This is a genomic window from Panacagrimonas perspica (assembly GCF_004364935.1).
GTDB lineage: Bacteria > Pseudomonadota > Gammaproteobacteria > Nevskiales > Nevskiaceae > Panacagrimonas > Panacagrimonas perspica.
This window is the reverse complement of the sequence record NZ_SOBT01000009.1, coordinates 961923-977278: the sequence shown is the minus strand read 5'-3', so window position 1 is coordinate 977278 and position 15356 is coordinate 961923. Positions and strand designations below refer to the sequence as shown.

The following is a 15356-nucleotide window of genomic DNA, read 5'->3' as shown; positions in this document are numbered from 1 at the left end:
GCGCTCAGGCCGACAGGCCGCCATCCACCATCAAGGCCTGCCCGGTGATGTAGGCCGCCCTGGACGATGCGAGGAACGCCACGGCTTCGGCGACCTCCTCGCACAGGCCGAGCCGGCCGAGCGGCGTGTACTCCACCGCCATGTCGAGCAGCTTCTTGGTTTCGGTCTTCATCATCTCGGTAACCATCCCTCCGTCGATGACGCCCGGTCCCACCGCGTTGGCGCGAATGCCGTTGCGCGCTTCCTCGGTCGCGATGTGGCGCATCAGCATCTGCACGGCGGCCTTGGGCGTGGCAGACAGCGCGTCGAGCGGCACGGTGCGCTGCGTGGCGCAGGTGATCAGCGCGACGAACGAGCCGCCCTTGCCGGCACGCAGCACCGGGATGCCACTCTGCGCGATGTTGAAGAATCCGATGACGTCGGTCTCGATGACGCCGCGGAAGGACTCGAACTTGAAGTCCGCCAGCGGGCCGGTGTCGAACACGAGGCCGCCTGCCGACACCACGGTGTGCACGCGACCGAAGGACTTCACGGCGCTGGCATACACGGCGTCGACCTGCGCGCGGTCCGTCACGTCGCAGGCGATGGCCTGCGCCTTGTAGCCGAGTCCGCGCAGCTTCTCGACGAACTGGTTCGTCTCGTCGGCGCGCGAGCGGTAGGTCACGACGATGTCGCTGCCACGCTCCGCCATCAGGCCCGCCGTGGCCTGGCCGAGCCCGCCGCTGCCGCCGAAAATGACCGCGCAACCCGCCGGGTATTCCGGGGTCTTGATGCCGAATGTCATGGGAATGCTCTCCTGATCCTGAAGTGGAACGTAGCCCGGACGAAGTCCGGGGTCCGGTCGTATTGCGTGCAGCAGCCCCGGACTTCGTCCGGGCTACGGATGCGTCCGATCACTGGGCGACCATGCCGCCGTCGATGCTCAGCTCGCTGCCGATGCAGAACTTCGATTCGTCCGACGCGAAGAACAGGCAGCCGTAGGCGATCTCTTCCGGCCGGCCGAGACGGCCGATGGGCTGGGATTCCGCCACCGTCTTCTCGAAACGTTTCGGATCGTCGTTGCTGTTGATCGCCTCGCGCAGCAGCGGCGTGTCGACCGCGCCGGGATGGATCGAGTTGGCGCGGATGCCGTGACGCGCATGCGTCACGGCGGTGCTCTTCGTGAACAGGCGCACGGCGCCTTTCGATGCGTGGTACGCACCGAATCCGATCGAGCCGATCATGCCGTAGGCCGACGAGATGTTGATGATCGAACCGCCGCCGTTCTTCTTCATCAGCGGCACCGCGTACTTCGTGGACAGAAACACGCCCTTCACGTTGACGTCCATGATGTGGTCGTACTCCTCCTCGGTCGTGTCGACCTCGGCCTTCGGGCTTTCGACGGCGGCGTTGTTGACCAGCACGTCGAGACGCCCGAAGCGCTTCTCGGAGAACTCGATCAGGCTCTTCACTTGCGCATGCACGGACATGTCGCAGCGCTGGAACACCACGGTGCCACCGGCCTTTGCAAGCTCCGCAGCAAGCCTCTCGCCCTTGTCGACCTGGATGTCCACGATGATCAGACGCGCGCCCTCGGCCGCGAAGACGCGTGCCGTCGCCTCGCCGATACCCGAAGCGCCGCCGGTGAGGATGCAGACCTTGTCGGCCAGTCGGCCGGAGCCCTTGTGCTGAAGCATGCGGCGTCTCCTCTCGATGTTCTGATGGCGGATGATTCGGGCCCGCGAGCGATCATCCCGGCTCGCGGAACAGCCCGGCGTGTTCGCTGCGGATGACGTGCTTGAGGATCTTTCCCGTCACGGTCATCGGAAAACGTTCGAGGAACACGACGCGCTTGGGCACCTCGTGCTTGCCCAGGCGTTCGCGGCACCAGGCGCCGATCTCGTCTTCGCTCAGCGCGATGCCGGGCTTGGGCACGACGAAGGCGGTGACCGCCTCGATCCAGTAATCGTGCGGCAGGCCGACGACGGCCGCGGCCGCCACGCCCGGATGCCCGAGCAGCGCGCCCTCGACGGTGCACGACGCCACGTTCTCGCCGCCGGACTTGATCATGTCCTTCTTGCGATCGCTGAACAGGAACTGCCCGTCCTCGTCGATGAGGCCGAGATCGCCGGTGTGGTGCCAGCCGTGCTCGCGCGAGGCGGCCGTGGCGGCCTCGTCCTTGAGGTACTCCATCAACACGGTGGGTCCGCGTACGACGAGCTCGCCGATCTGTCCTCGCGGCAGCAGATTTCCGGCGTCGTCCATGATCTGGAATTCGCAGGTCAGTCCCTGCTGACCCCAGTACTGACCCTTCTTCGTGAACTGGTATTCGGGGCGGAACACGCAGGCCGACGGATACACCTCGGTCTGTCCGCTGCTGAGCGCGAAGCGCGGGCAAATCTCGTGGATCAGCCGCGACAAGGTCTCGGCGTCCATCGGCGTCATCGCGTACAGGCCGTAGCGCATCGAGTCGAAGCGATACTTCGCGCGTTGCGGGTGATCGAGCACCGCGCGCCACATCGTCGGCAGCGCGAAGCACCAGGTGACGCGCTGGTCCGTGATGTGCCGCATCAGCGTTTCGGCGTCGAACCCGCGCATGACGATCTGCGTGGCGCCACGATGCAGAAACGAGCTGACCAGCGTGTGCTGCGCGCAATGGAAGAACGGCAGCATCGCGACGGTGACGTCGTCGGTGCGCATCTCCATCTCGATGATGTTGTTCAGCGTCGCCAGGTACACCGCGAGATGGCTGATGACCACGCCCTTCTGCTCGGCGGTGGTCCCGCTGGTGAACATGACGATGGCGGTATCGCGGTCCTGGATCTCGACTTCGGGGTCGGTGGTCGGTTGGCCGGAGAAAGCGTAGGCGAAGTTCCCCCCCGTAGCCCGGACGAAGTCCGGGGATGCCTCGGCCGACGAATTCGGGCCCCCGGACTTCGTCCGGGCTACGGGAGAGGGATCGTCAATGGTCAGCAGGTCCGGCGGCGTGCGCCCGGCTTCGCGCATCACCGGCAACAACGCCTCGTCGACGATCAGCAGCTTCGCGTCGACCTTCTCCAGGATGTAATCGAGCTGCTGGCGCTTGAGCAGCACGTTCATCGGCACCCAGACCAGCCCTGCCTTGGCGATGCCGAAAGCGGCGACGATGAAATCCAGCGAGTTCACGCACAGGCAGGCGACGGCATCGCCCTTCTTCAAGCCACGGCCGAGCAGATGGCGCGCGAACTGGTTGCAACGCTGGTCGAACTCGCGATGCGTGACGCGGCGATCGCCGTCGATGAACGCGATCTTGTCCGGATACAGCACGGCCACGCGGCGCGGGATGTCCCCGATCGCGACCCGGTTGATGAGCGTCGTCTGCGTCTGCACCATCAACTCTCCTCGCGCGGTTTTGGGTCGTGTAGCGGTGTGTACCTGCCGGCGGTCCGACCCGCACGAACGGCGAGACTGCGGGGACACTTCGTTCCGAGTCTTGCGCCCACCGGTCGCCTTGAGCCGGTCGGTACAAGACCCTTCGAAGCAGCCGGGGCCACACTCGTTCGACATGCCCCGGAGCGCGTCGGTTCGCGCAGATCCGCGGTACACAGGAGCAAGCAATGGACGGCGGCATCCCCTCGGCAGGCGACGGCAGCGGAATCTCGCGGACGATCATCGTCGGCGCGGGCGCGCAGGTGGCCGCATGAGCCTGGCTCCGTTTGCACTCGATACGGCCAGCGGTGTCGCGACGCTGACGATGAACCGGCCCGAGCGGCTGAACGCGCTCGGATTCGAGTTGATGGACGAGATGCTCGCCGCGCTGGCGACGCTCGCGAAGGATCCGGCCTGCAAGGCCCTGGTGATCACCGGTGCGGGCAAGGCGTTCTGCGCCGGCGCGGATCTCAACTCGTTCGCCGAAGTGCACGCGCAGCAGCGCTACATGGATTCGGGCGAGCAGGTCAGCGAGGCGATGCGCGAGCGCTTCAACCCGGTGGTGGCCGCGATGTTCGCGTTTCCCAAGCCGCTGGTGACCGCGATCAACGGCATGGCCGCCGGTGGTGGCGCCGCGATGGCGTTGGCCGCGGACGTGGTGCTCTGCGGTGCGTCGGGCAAGCTCAAGTTCGTGCAGGCGCAACAGCTCAGCATCGTCGCCGACCTCGGCGCGCACTGGCTGCTGCAGCGCCTGGGCGGCCGCGTCGTCGCACTCGGCGCGATGCTGCTGGGCGAGACGCTGGACGCCGCGCGCAGCGCGTCGCTCGGGCTGGTCTGGGAGGTGATCCCCGACGCGGAACTGCTGGTGCGTGCCCAGGCAGCCGCGGCGAAGCTCGTGAGCGTGCCGGCCGACGTGGTAGTGGCCACGCGCACGATGGTCGACGCAAGTCCCGGTGCGGGCTTCAGCGCGATGCTCGAAGCTGAGCGCATGTACCAGCGCGAATTCTGTGCGCGGCCGGCCTTCCTCGCGAAGATCGACGCCTTTCTCGGGCAGCACAAACCACGCGGCTGACGAACCGAAACCCCGGAACGTAGCCCGGACGAAGTCCGGGACCGGCGTTCGAAGCCCGAAAGATCACGTGCCGAAAGCCCCCGGACTTCGTCCGGGCTACACACTTTGCGTTGAAACGCGCTTGTCGAGTTGACACCCCATGACCCCTGAAGGCCATCGCCCCACGGAAACCGCCGAGGAACTCGCCGAGTTCCGGACCCAGCTTCGCCGCTTCGTCGATCGCGAGATCGCGCCCTTCGTCGACGAGTGGGAGGAAGTCGGCGAGATGCCGCGCGAGATCTATCGCAAGGTCGGCGAGATGGGTGTGCTCGGCCTCGGATATCCCGAGGCCTACGGCGGCATGCCGGCGAGCCTGACGATGCGCTCGGTCGCGATCCAGGAACTGGCGCGCGCCGGCTGCGGCGGCGTCTTCGTCTGCCTGTTCACGCACTCGATCTTCGCGCAGCCGATGCTGGCGCTGGGCAGCGAGGAGCAGAAGCAGCGCACGCTGCCGGGCGTGTTCTCCGGCGAGCACATCGCGGCCTGCGCCATCACCGAGCCTTCGGGCGGATCGGACGTGGCCAACCTGCGTACGCGTGCGCGCCGCGAGGGCGACGAGTTCGTCATCGACGGCGAGAAGACGTTCATCTCGAACGGCATGCGTGCGGACTTCTACGTAGTGGCGGTACGCACCGGCGGCGAAGGCGCGGGCGGCGTGTCGATGCTGCTGGTCGAGCGCGACCGTCCGGGCTTCACGCGCACGCGGCTGCGCAAGATGGGCTGGTGGAGCTCGGACACCGCGACCTTGCACTTCGATGGTTGCCGCGTGCCGGTGGCCAACCTGCTCGGCCGCGAGGGCGCCGGCTTTCGCACGCTGATGGAGAACTTCAACGGCGAACGCCTGATGATGGCGGACGAGGCCTGCGCGTTCGCCGAGGTCTGTTACGACGAAGCGGCGGACTGGGCGCGCGAACGGCGCACCTTCGGCGTGCCGCTGGTCAAGCACCAGGTGATCCGGCACAAGCTGGTGGACATGCGCATGCAGATCACCGCAACGCGCGCGTGGATCGATCGCTGCACCGCACGCATGGATACGGGCGACCGCAGCGAGGAATTCGTCGCCGAGCTGTGCATGCTCAAGGTCATGGCCGGCCGCACGATGCAGTCCTGCGCCGACCAGGCCGTGCAGATCCTCGGCGGCATGGGATTCATGCGCGGCATGCGCAGCGAGCGGATCTACCGCGACGTGAAGGCGATCATGATCGGCGGCGGCGCCGAGGACATCCTCAAGGAACTGGCGTCGAAGAAGCTAGGTTTGTAGCCCGGGTGAAACCCGGGGTGTCTATCGCAAACGGAACGGATCCCGGTTTCACCCGGGCTACGCGGACGTGGCGCAGCGTTCGCGCAGTTCCGCCTTGAGCACCTTGCCGTTCGAGTTGCGCGGGAGCGCGTCGATCAGGCGCAGTTCCCGCGGCAGCTTGTAGCGCGCGAGCCGTTGGCCTGTGAAATCGCGTAGCTCCTCCAGCGTCATGTTGTGTCCAGGCCGCGTCGCGACGAACGCCACCACGCGCTCGCCCCATTGCGCGTCGGGCGCGCCGACGATGGCCACCTCGAACACCGCGGGATGGTCGTACAGCACGTTCTCGATCTCGGCCGGATAGATGTTCTCGCCGCCGCTGATGATCATGTCCTTCAGCCGGTCGCACACGTACAGGAAGCCCTCGGCGTCGCAGTAACCGACGTCGCCGCTGTGCAGCCAGCCTTCGGCGTCGATGGCCTCGCGCGTGGCTTCGGGGCGGTTCCAGTAACCCGGCGTGACGTTCTCGCCGCGCAGGCAGATCTCACCCTTGATGCCGGCTTCGGTGATGACGACGCCCTCTGCGTCGACCAGGCGGAACTCGCTGAGCAGCGTCGCCTTGCCGCAGGACCCGAGCTTGTCGATCGCCCGTTCGGCTTCGAGAAACGTGACCGCGGACGAGCTCTCCGTCATGCCGAAACCCTGGCTCATCGGAATGCCACGCCCGTTGAACAGCCGCAGCAGCGGTTCGGGCACCGGCGCGCCGCCGCCGATGATCAACCGCAGGCTCGACAGATCGGTGCTCGCGAAATCCTCGTGCTGCGTGACCGCGAGCAACATCGCCGGCACCGCGAAGCTCAGCGTGATGCGATGACGCGCGATGGCGGCCAGGTAGTCGGCCGGCACGAACGCACGCTGCAGCACGACGTGACCACCGGCGAGCAATGCCGGCAGCACGGTCACGCACAAGCCGCCGACGTGGAACAGCGGGGCACAGTTGAGCACGACATCGGATGAGCCGAGGTCGCCGGCGAGTACCCAGTTGATGCTGTTGGCCCACAGGTTGCCGTGCGTCAGCATCACACCCTTGGGCCGCCCGGTCGTACCGGAGGTGTACATGATCGCCGCCGGATCGCCGGCGACCGAGGTCCGCGGTTCGATCGCGAGCGGAGGCGTCAGCGGTTCGGTCGCGTCCCATCCGTCTAGTGTGTCGGCACCGGGCCTCAGGAACCGGCGGCAGCACGACAGCGTGCCTGCGGCGCGCGCATCGACGATCGTCGCGCGATGGTCGTCGTCGACGATGAGCGTGTGCAGGCCCGCATCGCCAATGATGAATTCGAGCTCGTGCCGCGCGAGACGAAAGTTGAGCGGGACGAAGATCGCGCCGAGGCTCGCCGACGCGAACAGCGCGATCAGCACGAAGGGATCGTTGAAGCCCAGCCATCCGACGCGATCACCGCGGCCGACGCCACCGGCGGCGAGCACCGCTGCGAAGTGTTCGACGCGACTCTGCAGCTCGCCGTAGGTCCAGCTGCGATTCTCGAAGCTCAGCGCCTGGCGCGCGGGCGCGCGACGTGCGCGGCGGCGCAGAGACTCCGCGAGATCGCAGGGATTGGGCCGCGCGGGTGTCACAGCAGAACCTGCGAAGAGATCCGGCTGCTCCGTCGTCATTACACGGACTCCTACGCCGGCCTGATCGCCTCGGCCGCCGCCGCGGTGCCGGCCAGGTACCCGAAGGTCATCGCCGGTCCGATCGTGCCGCCGCCGCCCCAGTAGGCCTGGTGCGCCGGACTCGCCACGCAGTTGCCGGCGCCATAGAGACCCGGAATCGGCTGGCCGCTCGCGTGCAGCACCTGGCCGGACGCGTTCACGATCGGCCCGCCCTTGGTGTCGAGCGTGCCGGCCCCGAGGATCACCGCGTAGAACGGACCGGTCGACGCAATGGGGTGCATCGTCTTGTTGGCATACGGGTTGGCGGCCGGCTTGACCACCGCGTACTGCCAGGCGTTCTCGTTGGGCGTGCCGCCGCGCTGGAAGTCCGCATCCTTGCCGCTCTTCGCGAATCCGTTGAAGCGCTGGATCGCCTTCTGCAGATTGGCGTCGAAGTCCTTCGCCAGCGTGATGCCGCCGGTCTGCGGCGCGATGGCGAGCAGGCGCGCTTCGATGGCCTTGCGCAGTTCCGGCAACGTCGCCGCTTCGATGATGTGTGCGGGCTTGGCCGTGGGCAGCGGGATCGGGTCGTAGCCCGCGTAGGCCTTCGACGTGCGTGAATCCCAGATCATGAACCCGAGCTGGTTGGGGTACTCGAGCTTCACCGGGTCCCAGGTGAAGTGGAGCTGCGCGCGCTCGTTGTAGGCCACCTTCTCGTTGCCGAAGCGTACACCGTAGCGATTGACCTCCAGCATGCTGTCGCCCGGGCAGGACCAGACGTTGGACGGCACGCTGCGCGTCTTCACGGCGACTTCGACGGGCACCTGCGCCCACCAGGCGTTGTTCATGTTGCCGAGCGTCGCGCCCAGGCCCGTGGCGATGCCGACGAAGTCGCCGGTGCTGCCCGGCGCCGCGCAACCGCCCCAGATCTTTCCGCGCAGGAAGCCATCGGCCATCGGCACGTTGTGCGTGAACCCGCCGGTGGCGAACATCACGGCCTTGTTCGCGCGCACGCGGATCGGCTGGGTTTCGCCGCCGTCGGCGACGACGCCGGTGACCTGTCCCGCCGCGTTCTGCGTGACCGCGAGCACCTGGTGTTCGAGCAGCATCTGGATGGGCCGCTTGTCGAAGCCCTGCTGCAGCATCCACAGCAAGGATTCGCCGCTGCCGCCGCCGCCGGCCCAGAAGTGCCGCTCCGGGTACGGGCGCACGTCCGTCACCAGCGAGCGTCCCTTGCTGACCTTGTTCTCGGGAATGTGGCCGTAGTAATCGGGCCAGATCGCATCCGGCGCGAACTGCCAGGGAATGATACGCAGGCCGGTGTCGGCCATCAGCTTCTCGAGCACGGGGCTCGCGTTGTCGACGAAGGTTTCGAGCAGCGTGAACGCCGCGGCCGGTGCGCCGAGCGTGGGATGGTTGGGCAGGAAGCTGTCCGGGTAGGCCAGACGCACCATGTAGCGCAAGGCATCGAGGCGATCGTCGACGACGCCTGCGGCGCGCAGCAGCGGATTGTTCGGAATCCAGAACACGCCGGCCGACTTCGCCGTGGTGCCGCCCTTGAACGGCATCTTCTCGATCATGATCACCGTCGCGCCGCGCTGCGTGGCCGCGATGGCGGCGCTGGTCGCAGCGATGCCGCTGCCGACGATGACGACGTCGGCCTGCTGATTCCAGGTGGTGCTCGCATCGCTCGGCACGGCGGCGATGGCAGGCAGGCTCGTTGCGCCGAGCGCACCGGCACCCGCGAGTCCTTTCAGAACATCACGCCGGCGCAGGCCGCGCGGCTCGTCGTCCTGCCGGATCTGCTTCGACATCGATTTCTCCTGGGTCCCTGGTGCGGGGTCGGCGGATTGCACGCCCCGTCACTCATTCGCTGGACTGCTGGCCGCTGTGATATCGGCGGCCTTCTCGTCGCCCCGCTTCGCTCGCAGAGGCCTGCGATCTTGCGCCGGGGTCGAGCAGGATTGTTCCATAGGCGCGTCGCGGTTCACGACCCGTCGATGCAAGTGCACACCCGCGACGCGAGTGCGCACGGACTCGGTGTTCGCCCTTGGTGGGTAGTGCTCGGAGGTCCCTGCGCTTAGCATCGGCGCGGCCATTTCCCGAATGGCTCCCACAACGCCACGACGGAGACAGAAAGACGATGGCCGCAATCCTGGTCGCATTCGCCAAAATCAAGGACGCCACGAAACTGCAGGAATACTCGTCGGCCGCTGGCCCCACGATCATCGCCGCCGGAGGCTCGATCGTGGCGCGCGGCAAGCTCAAGGTCGCGCTCGCCGGCAGCTTCGATGCCGACTCCTGCTTGATCGTGAAATTCGAGAACGTCGCTGCTGCGCAGGCCTGGTACCAGTCGCCGGCCTACCAGGCGCTAGTGCCGCTCCGCGATCAGGTCATGTCGCCGACGTTCCTGGTGCTCGAAGAGCCCACCTGAGCGGTCAGTCGCCACCCCCCGTAGCCCGGGTGAAACCCGGGGCTCCACCTCGTCGGCGAGCAACAGTCCCGGGTTTCGCCCGGGCTACGGAAACCGCCTGCTTCCCCCGTTTCGTTCCCAGCAATTCGTGAGCGCAGCGAACTGACGTATCGAGCAACCGAGCTCCGCAGCTCGTGCTGCTATTTCGCGGCGGGCGCCGTAACCCCTGTGTAGGTCGTCGTGCCCTCGTACTTCTCGCCGGCCTCGCGGTAAGGCAGACCGTCCTTGTTGCCGATCCACACCTTGCCCGAGAACGTCGGCTGCCCAGGGACCGTGGTGGTGAACGAGTAGATCGTCGTGGCGACGCCGTCGACGCTCTCGGCTCCGAGCTTCTTGCACTCGCTGACGTTGAAGCTGTCCACCGCCTTGGCGATGTTGTTGACCATGCCCGGCGGCATCTTCTTCCAGCCGCTTCCGCCCATGTTGGCGTAGATGTCCTCGCCCGTGCGGATCATCTCCATGCTCATGCCGTTCATGGTCTTCTTGCTGTGCCATGACGTGGCCGAGGCGCGACCCTTGTCGGCGTCGATGATGGGCTTGCAGGAGGCGTCGGAGGCGGCGTGTGCCAAGGGTCCGTGGATCGTGCCGAGCAGACACACCAACGACAAGCGCCGCAGCATGACCGCCGCCGCCCTCAAATATCCTTCCAGCCGGGGCGATTGGCCCGTCATTACTTAGCCGCAATATTCGCGAGGCGGGCGAAGTTCGCGAGAGAGGAAAGATGACTGTAGACGGCGTGCAGGTAGCCTGGTTGGGCAAGCCCGTGCAGCGCATCGGGCGAAAGCGCATGCAGTTTTTCTTCGTCGACCCGCATCAGCCCCTGAAGATGCAACTGGGTGTTGGTTCTTGGAACGATCAGGTCGTTTAGCGTCACCAACAATTCAAGTCGCTCCAGCTCTGCCACGAATGCCGCCGTTCTGCGTTGAGCATCTTCCATCCCACGAAGCAATTCGTGCTGAGCCTTGAATGCGTCAGTGGGATTACCGTCCGAGTCGAGCAGAGCAGGCGCATTCGCGTCGAGACAGTCCTCTTGTACGCAGACCGCTAGAACACCCTCTTGGCCATCCGCTCGACGCGAAAGGCAGAAAGGATAACGTCGCACGTACCCCGGGACGTAGGTGTCCTCGCGCCATTTGCCGTTTGCATCCACGAAAAAATTTCCGCGATCGCCGAGGCCAAGAATGGCAATTGGGATGGGGCGGCCGCTCGTGCTGTCACGTGTGAAAGCGATGGGATAGTGGAATAGCGCTACCCGGAATTCCTCAGCACTCAGAAATACAGCGTTGAGCCCAGCGGTCCACCGCATGTCCAGTCCGGGCTTGACGCCCAGACCGGCGTGAGCATCCCGCTGCATCATGACGATCTTGCCGTAGCCAGGAGGAGAGGTAAGGGTGAGTTCGGCCATGAGCAAATAATTGAAAAGAGAAAGATGAATGAAGAAAGGGCGGGTCGCCCGACTGACGGGCGACGCAGCGAGGATCGAGCCTAGCGCGGATCGTAACCCACGGCTGCCGTCGCGCCGACTGGCGCCACCCCAACAGGGTTGGGCGAAGTGGCCACCGCCTTACGCCAGGTCGGTGTCTCGCCGGCAAAAAACCTTGCGAGCGGCTGACCCAGCGTTTACGAGGCCTATGCTCAGCCTCCGCAAGAACGCGGGTCGGGAATGGGATCCGTCGCGAGGAATTTCGGAATTTCACTCAGACGGAACTGGGATCCGTCCCGCGTCACCAGCAGATTCTGCTCTGCGTCGACCGGGCAGATGATGCCGATCTTTTCCTTCTGATCGCAGTTCTTGCCTTCACTCTCGACGTCGACGCCACCGGTTTCGACGCCAGTGACGAGGCCGCCTTCGGCGACGTAGCCTTCCGTGATCTCGCCCCGGATCACCGGATCGGCGGCACACGCGGCATCACAGACGACGGCGGTGTAATCCGTGCCGCGAATACCGATCGTTGCCACCGCGGTGCTCACGCGGTATTCGCTGCGGTTCAACTTGCCAATCGTTCCGGAAACCGCCCGGAACCCGCCTTTGAGCAGACGGAAAAACGCACGGGAACCATCGATGGCAGGCGCTGAAGCAGCAGCCGCGACCTGTCCGGGCTTGACCTTCGCTGCAGCCGGCTTGGCGGCACCGGCCATCTGGAAGTCTTCGATCTGAAAACGAGACTTGGGCCGGATCAGGACGAAGGAGCCGTCGACGAACTTCAGGTTGATGTAGGTGGTGGGCCCGGAACTGATGATATCGCCGGAGTAGACCTTGTCACCCTTCGCGACGGCGCGCATGGAGCCATCATCGCCGTTGCTGACAGTACCCTGCCCCGAGGCGAACCGGATTTCCGCAACCGCGTCCGCGGCGAAGCCAACGCCGCTGGCACCCAGCCAAGTGGTGGTCACCAGGATGCCAGTGCGAGCCCAAAATTTGAGGTTCATTCGTTTGACCTTACTGACACGCGAGAACAGAGCCAGCGGCAGATTTGTACTGGATGGTGCTATCCAACGCGGCGGCGAGATCAAACGTCACGTCCGGGGCTCCATTCGACACCGGCTCACTTCGGGCCGCGATGAATTCGGCTGTTGGGCGGGGCGGAAGCGGCGACGGATACAACACATCAGGTATCCGCGGCGGATCTATCGGGGGCCGCGGCCCATCCGTCGCCTCCCGCCCCAGCACGATGACCTCACCATCCGTCTCGATCCCGTCCGAGTTGTAGATCAACCCGCCAGGGCCCGCAGCAAGAACGTAATTGAACCCGTTGGTCCCTTCATCAACGGAGCCGTCATCCCCAATCACGACATCTCCAGGATTCGCAGTGCTGCCGAACACCAGCGTTGCCCCAGGGAAATTGGCGAAAGATGCTGGCGACAAATTCAGGTCAGCCCCCTGACCTAGATTCTGCTCGAAGCCGACGGAACCGCCGGGCGACGCAGGCACGTACTGCATGAATAGGGGGAACGATGAGGACGACGCGGTGTGGACCTGCGAAATAGAAAGAGTAGGTTCAGCAGCTAACTGAAAACTGTAGACGTTGGTTTGGATGTAAAGATAATCACCACCGACGTACAAGCTACCGCCCTGACCACCGAGCAGAACCGAGCCGTCCTCGCCCGAAACGAAGCTGGCGTTCGGCCGCTCGTGCTCAGGAATGTAGAGGGGGGCGCCGCCGGGGCTATCTGGCACCTCGTCGAGCTCGATTCCATCCGCACGTGGAGATAGGAGCGCGACGCTTTCTTGTTGCGATGGATAGAGTGCTCGAAGCTGCTCGATCAATCCTGGCCGGTCGCCAACGCTAGGGTCGCCTCCGATCAAAGTCTCGCCGGTTCCCACCCGCAACTCGGACCTGCCCAGGTCAATGCTCCCCGACGCCTGGATGCCCAAAGCACCCCCGAATATCCGGTTCGAAGGACCATCCCCATCATCCAGGCCACCAAGATCGGTGACGTCACCGTTTGTGGCAACGACTCGTACCTCACCCTGGCCGTCGATGAACGCGTTATCAAAGACGACCTCGGCTCCGCGGATGAACACGGTCCCGGGGCTCGACGATCCGTCGAGATTTGGTGTCATCAGTACGCCGGAGCCATCAATCGGCGCTGCCTGATAGGAGCCGCTAAGTTTCACGCTCCCCGTCGCACGAAGATCCAGCGCGCTGCCGGAGATGTCGTTGGAACCCGAGAGCGCGTCGAGGTCCCCCGATGTGGCGGCAATGTAGACCGGTCCCGTCGCCTCGATTTGCGCCCCGTTCAGAGCGACCGTGGCCCCCTGGATGAAAACGCTTCCAGGACCGGTCGCCCCCTCTTTGCTCACCGCTGTCAGTACTTCGGGGCCAGGCACCGTTCCTGCGGAAAACGAGCCCGCGAGCTCAATATCCCCTGCTGCCTGGAAATCCAGAGAATCGCCGGAAATTTCGGTCGAAGAGGAACTGGTAATGTCGCCCGTGGTAGCGACAACGCGGAATTGGCTCGCTGCATCCGCGGACGCGCCATTCAATGCGACAGCGGCACCTTGGATGGAAATGCTCCCAGGGTCCAGGGCGTCTTCCAGGCCCGGCACCTCCGGCACTTCGGAGTTGATGAACGAGCTGTACGAGCCGCCGAGTACGACATTTCCCGTCGCGCCGATCCCTATCGCGGATCCCGAGACCTGGCTACCCGATTCATCCGAGACGTCACCTGCCGTCGCGACGATCCGGACCTGGCTTGCACCACTGATGGACGCCTCGTTGAGCGTGACGTCAGCGCCCTGGATCAGAATGGTCCCTGCGCTAGGCACGCCGCCGGCGTCCGCGTTGACCAAAGGCCCGTTCGCGGTAATCGTTGCCGGCCCATCGAACGAGTCGTCGATCAACTGACCGACCGCACCGATGACGACGCTGCGGTCGCTCTCGATCCTGATCGCCTGCGGCGTGTATAGGGAAGACTCGCCCCCGTCGTCGTAGGGATCATCCGACGCGCTGACATCGATCGTCCCGGTGCTCTCGATCGATCCACCGGTCGACGTCAGATAGACGCCGCCATTCCCATCGAGGCTGATTCCATTGGCGCGAATGCTGCCGCTGTTGAGGATGCCGACGGCAGGCGTAGTGCCGGAAGCACGGGCGAGAAGGGTTATCGCGCCGCCATTCGCTATCAGTTGGCCACTGTTTCGGATCGCAGCCAGATCGTTGACCGCCTCCATCGTGCGTGGCGTGACTTCGTAACTGATCAGCCCGTTGTCGAAGCTGACGGCCAGCGAGGAACCGCTCGCAAGCGCGATCTGCCCGTTGCTCGCCTCGATGCTGCCGGAATTTTCGACAGTCCGACCTGCCAGAATCGCGATTCCGCTCCCTGCAGAATTGGCATCCGCCGTAACAACTTCTCCACCGCCGCCAATCGGCGGAAGTTCGGGAAACTCACTGCCGCCGTTGCCGGTTTCATTGGGAATGACGCAGCAAGCGGGATTACGGCCGTCGACGCCGACCGTGATGAAGCCCTCGTTCGAAACAACGCCCGCGCCCTCCCCCTGATTCGCTGGGTTGTCCGCGAAGACGAACCGACCTGCGTTGAAATCCGCGTCCGAAATATCGAACGTCGTTGCCAGCAAACCGCCGACGTTCACGCTGCTGCCAGCACCGAACAAGATCCCGTTGGGATTGATCACGAACACGCGGCCGTTCGAGTTCAAGGCTCCATTCAGGAACGATGCGTTCGGACTGAGCACGCGATTTACCGCCACGCTGCTGGTGTCGGGCTGATCGAACTGCACGATGTTGCCGTTGGCGATATCGAACGTCGACCAGTTGATCAGCACGTTGCTGCTGCCCTGAGCCACGTGCACGAAGTCTGTGTCGTTGAAGTCCGTGCCGGTGGTGATGACGGCGGAGCCGCTTACGACCTGGCCTCCCGTCGGCAGCGAAGTCGGCAACCCTTGCGCAAACGCAACGCTGTGCATCGCCAGCGGCAGCAGCGCGCAGAGATAGGGGTTGAGCTTGAATCCGAATTTGGTCGGGAGCATGGGGATC

Annotated in this window: 12 protein-coding genes; 3 read left to right on the top strand and 9 right to left on the bottom strand. The window is 65.1% G+C overall.

Going from position 1 to position 15356, the window contains the following annotated elements; all coding sequences use genetic code 11:
- Nucleotides 1–4: 4 nt before the first annotated feature.
- The 3 genes from DFR24_RS15885 to DFR24_RS15875 form a co-directional block, all read right to left on the bottom strand.
- The gene (locus DFR24_RS15885) at nt 5–784 is read right to left on the bottom strand and encodes an SDR family NAD(P)-dependent oxidoreductase (RefSeq protein WP_133882359.1); all 780 of its coding nucleotides are present in this window, start codon (nt 782–784) and stop codon (nt 5–7) included.
- Between the two features lie 109 nt (nt 785–893).
- Nucleotides 894–1676 (bottom strand): SDR family NAD(P)-dependent oxidoreductase, encoded by a 783-nt coding sequence (locus DFR24_RS15880; protein ID WP_133882358.1) that lies wholly within the window; start codon nt 1674–1676, stop codon nt 894–896.
- A 52-nt stretch (nt 1677–1728) separates the two neighbouring features.
- Complete coding sequence (locus DFR24_RS15875; protein ID WP_210772521.1) at nt 1729–3351, bottom strand: AMP-binding protein; 1623 nt, start codon at nt 3349–3351, stop codon at nt 1729–1731.
- 307 nt (nt 3352–3658) lie between these two features.
- Between DFR24_RS15875 and DFR24_RS15870 the strand changes: the two genes are divergently transcribed.
- Complete coding sequence (locus DFR24_RS15870; protein ID WP_162851247.1) at nt 3659–4459, top strand: enoyl-CoA hydratase/isomerase family protein; 801 nt, start codon at nt 3659–3661, stop codon at nt 4457–4459.
- A gap of 139 nt (nt 4460–4598) precedes the next feature.
- Nucleotides 4599–5759: an acyl-CoA dehydrogenase family protein gene (locus DFR24_RS15865; RefSeq protein WP_133882356.1), complete on the top strand. Its 1161-nt coding sequence runs from the start codon at nt 4599–4601 to the stop codon at nt 5757–5759.
- Nucleotides 5760–5816: 57 nt separating this feature from the next.
- On the opposite strand, the gene DFR24_RS15860 is transcribed toward DFR24_RS15865, so the two are convergent.
- Entirely contained in the window at nt 5817–7406 is a 1590-nt protein-coding gene (locus DFR24_RS15860; protein WP_133882355.1) for an acyl-CoA synthetase, read from the bottom strand.
- Between the two features lie 11 nt (nt 7407–7417).
- Nucleotides 7418–9199 carry an FAD-dependent oxidoreductase gene (locus DFR24_RS15855; RefSeq protein WP_133882354.1) on the bottom strand — a complete coding sequence of 594 codons (1782 nt, stop codon included), beginning with the start codon at nt 9197–9199 and terminating at the stop codon, nt 7418–7420.
- Between the two features lie 329 nt (nt 9200–9528).
- Here DFR24_RS15855 and DFR24_RS15850 point away from each other — a divergent pair, with 329 nt between their 5' ends.
- Nucleotides 9529–9819, top strand: coding sequence for a DUF1330 domain-containing protein (locus DFR24_RS15850; RefSeq protein ID WP_133882353.1), 291 nt, complete (start codon nt 9529–9531; stop codon nt 9817–9819).
- 179 nt (nt 9820–9998) lie between these two features.
- On the opposite strand, the gene DFR24_RS15845 is transcribed toward DFR24_RS15850, so the two are convergent.
- From DFR24_RS15845 to DFR24_RS15830, 4 genes are all read right to left on the bottom strand, one after another.
- Nucleotides 9999–10478: a LolA-like protein gene (locus DFR24_RS15845; RefSeq protein WP_133882352.1), complete on the bottom strand. Its 480-nt coding sequence runs from the start codon at nt 10476–10478 to the stop codon at nt 9999–10001.
- Nucleotides 10479–10528: 50 nt separating this feature from the next.
- Nucleotides 10529–11263 carry a SapC family protein gene (locus tag DFR24_RS15840; protein ID WP_133882351.1) on the bottom strand — a complete coding sequence of 245 codons (735 nt, stop codon included), beginning with the start codon at nt 11261–11263 and terminating at the stop codon, nt 10529–10531.
- 230 nt (nt 11264–11493) lie between these two features.
- On the bottom strand, nt 11494–12288 hold the full coding sequence (locus DFR24_RS15835) for a FecR family protein (protein WP_133882350.1): 795 nt from the start codon (nt 12286–12288) through the stop codon (nt 11494–11496).
- Nucleotides 12289–12298: 10 nt separating this feature from the next.
- Complete coding sequence (locus DFR24_RS15830) at nt 12299–15349, bottom strand: two-partner secretion domain-containing protein (protein ID WP_133882349.1); 3051 nt, start codon at nt 15347–15349, stop codon at nt 12299–12301.
- Between the last annotated feature and the right edge of the window lie 7 nt (nt 15350–15356).

Bases quoted from the DNA above. Each gene is read 5' to 3' on its own strand.
- DFR24_RS15885 (WP_133882359.1), bottom strand. From the start codon at position 784: ATGACATTCGGCATCAAGACCCCGGAATACCCGGCGGGTTGCGCGGTC.
- DFR24_RS15880 (WP_133882358.1), bottom strand. From the start codon at position 1,676: ATGCTTCAGCACAAGGGCTCCGGCCGACTGGCCGACAAGGTCTGCATC.
- DFR24_RS15875 (WP_210772521.1), bottom strand. From the start codon at position 3,351: ATGGTGCAGACGCAGACGACGCTCATCAACCGGGTCGCGATCGGGGAC.
- DFR24_RS15870 (WP_162851247.1), top strand. From the start codon at position 3,659: ATGAGCCTGGCTCCGTTTGCACTCGATACGGCCAGCGGTGTCGCGACG.
- DFR24_RS15865 (WP_133882356.1), top strand. From the start codon at position 4,599: ATGACCCCTGAAGGCCATCGCCCCACGGAAACCGCCGAGGAACTCGCC.
- DFR24_RS15860 (WP_133882355.1), bottom strand. From the start codon at position 7,406: ATGACGACGGAGCAGCCGGATCTCTTCGCAGGTTCTGCTGTGACACCC.
- DFR24_RS15855 (WP_133882354.1), bottom strand. From the start codon at position 9,199: ATGTCGAAGCAGATCCGGCAGGACGACGAGCCGCGCGGCCTGCGCCGG.
- DFR24_RS15850 (WP_133882353.1), top strand. From the start codon at position 9,529: ATGGCCGCAATCCTGGTCGCATTCGCCAAAATCAAGGACGCCACGAAA.
- DFR24_RS15845 (WP_133882352.1), bottom strand. From the start codon at position 10,478: ATGCTGCGGCGCTTGTCGTTGGTGTGTCTGCTCGGCACGATCCACGGA.
- DFR24_RS15840 (WP_133882351.1), bottom strand. From the start codon at position 11,263: ATGGCCGAACTCACCCTTACCTCTCCTCCTGGCTACGGCAAGATCGTC.
- DFR24_RS15835 (WP_133882350.1), bottom strand. From the start codon at position 12,288: ATGAACCTCAAATTTTGGGCTCGCACTGGCATCCTGGTGACCACCACT.
- DFR24_RS15830 (WP_133882349.1), bottom strand. From the start codon at position 15,349: ATGCTCCCGACCAAATTCGGATTCAAGCTCAACCCCTATCTCTGCGCG.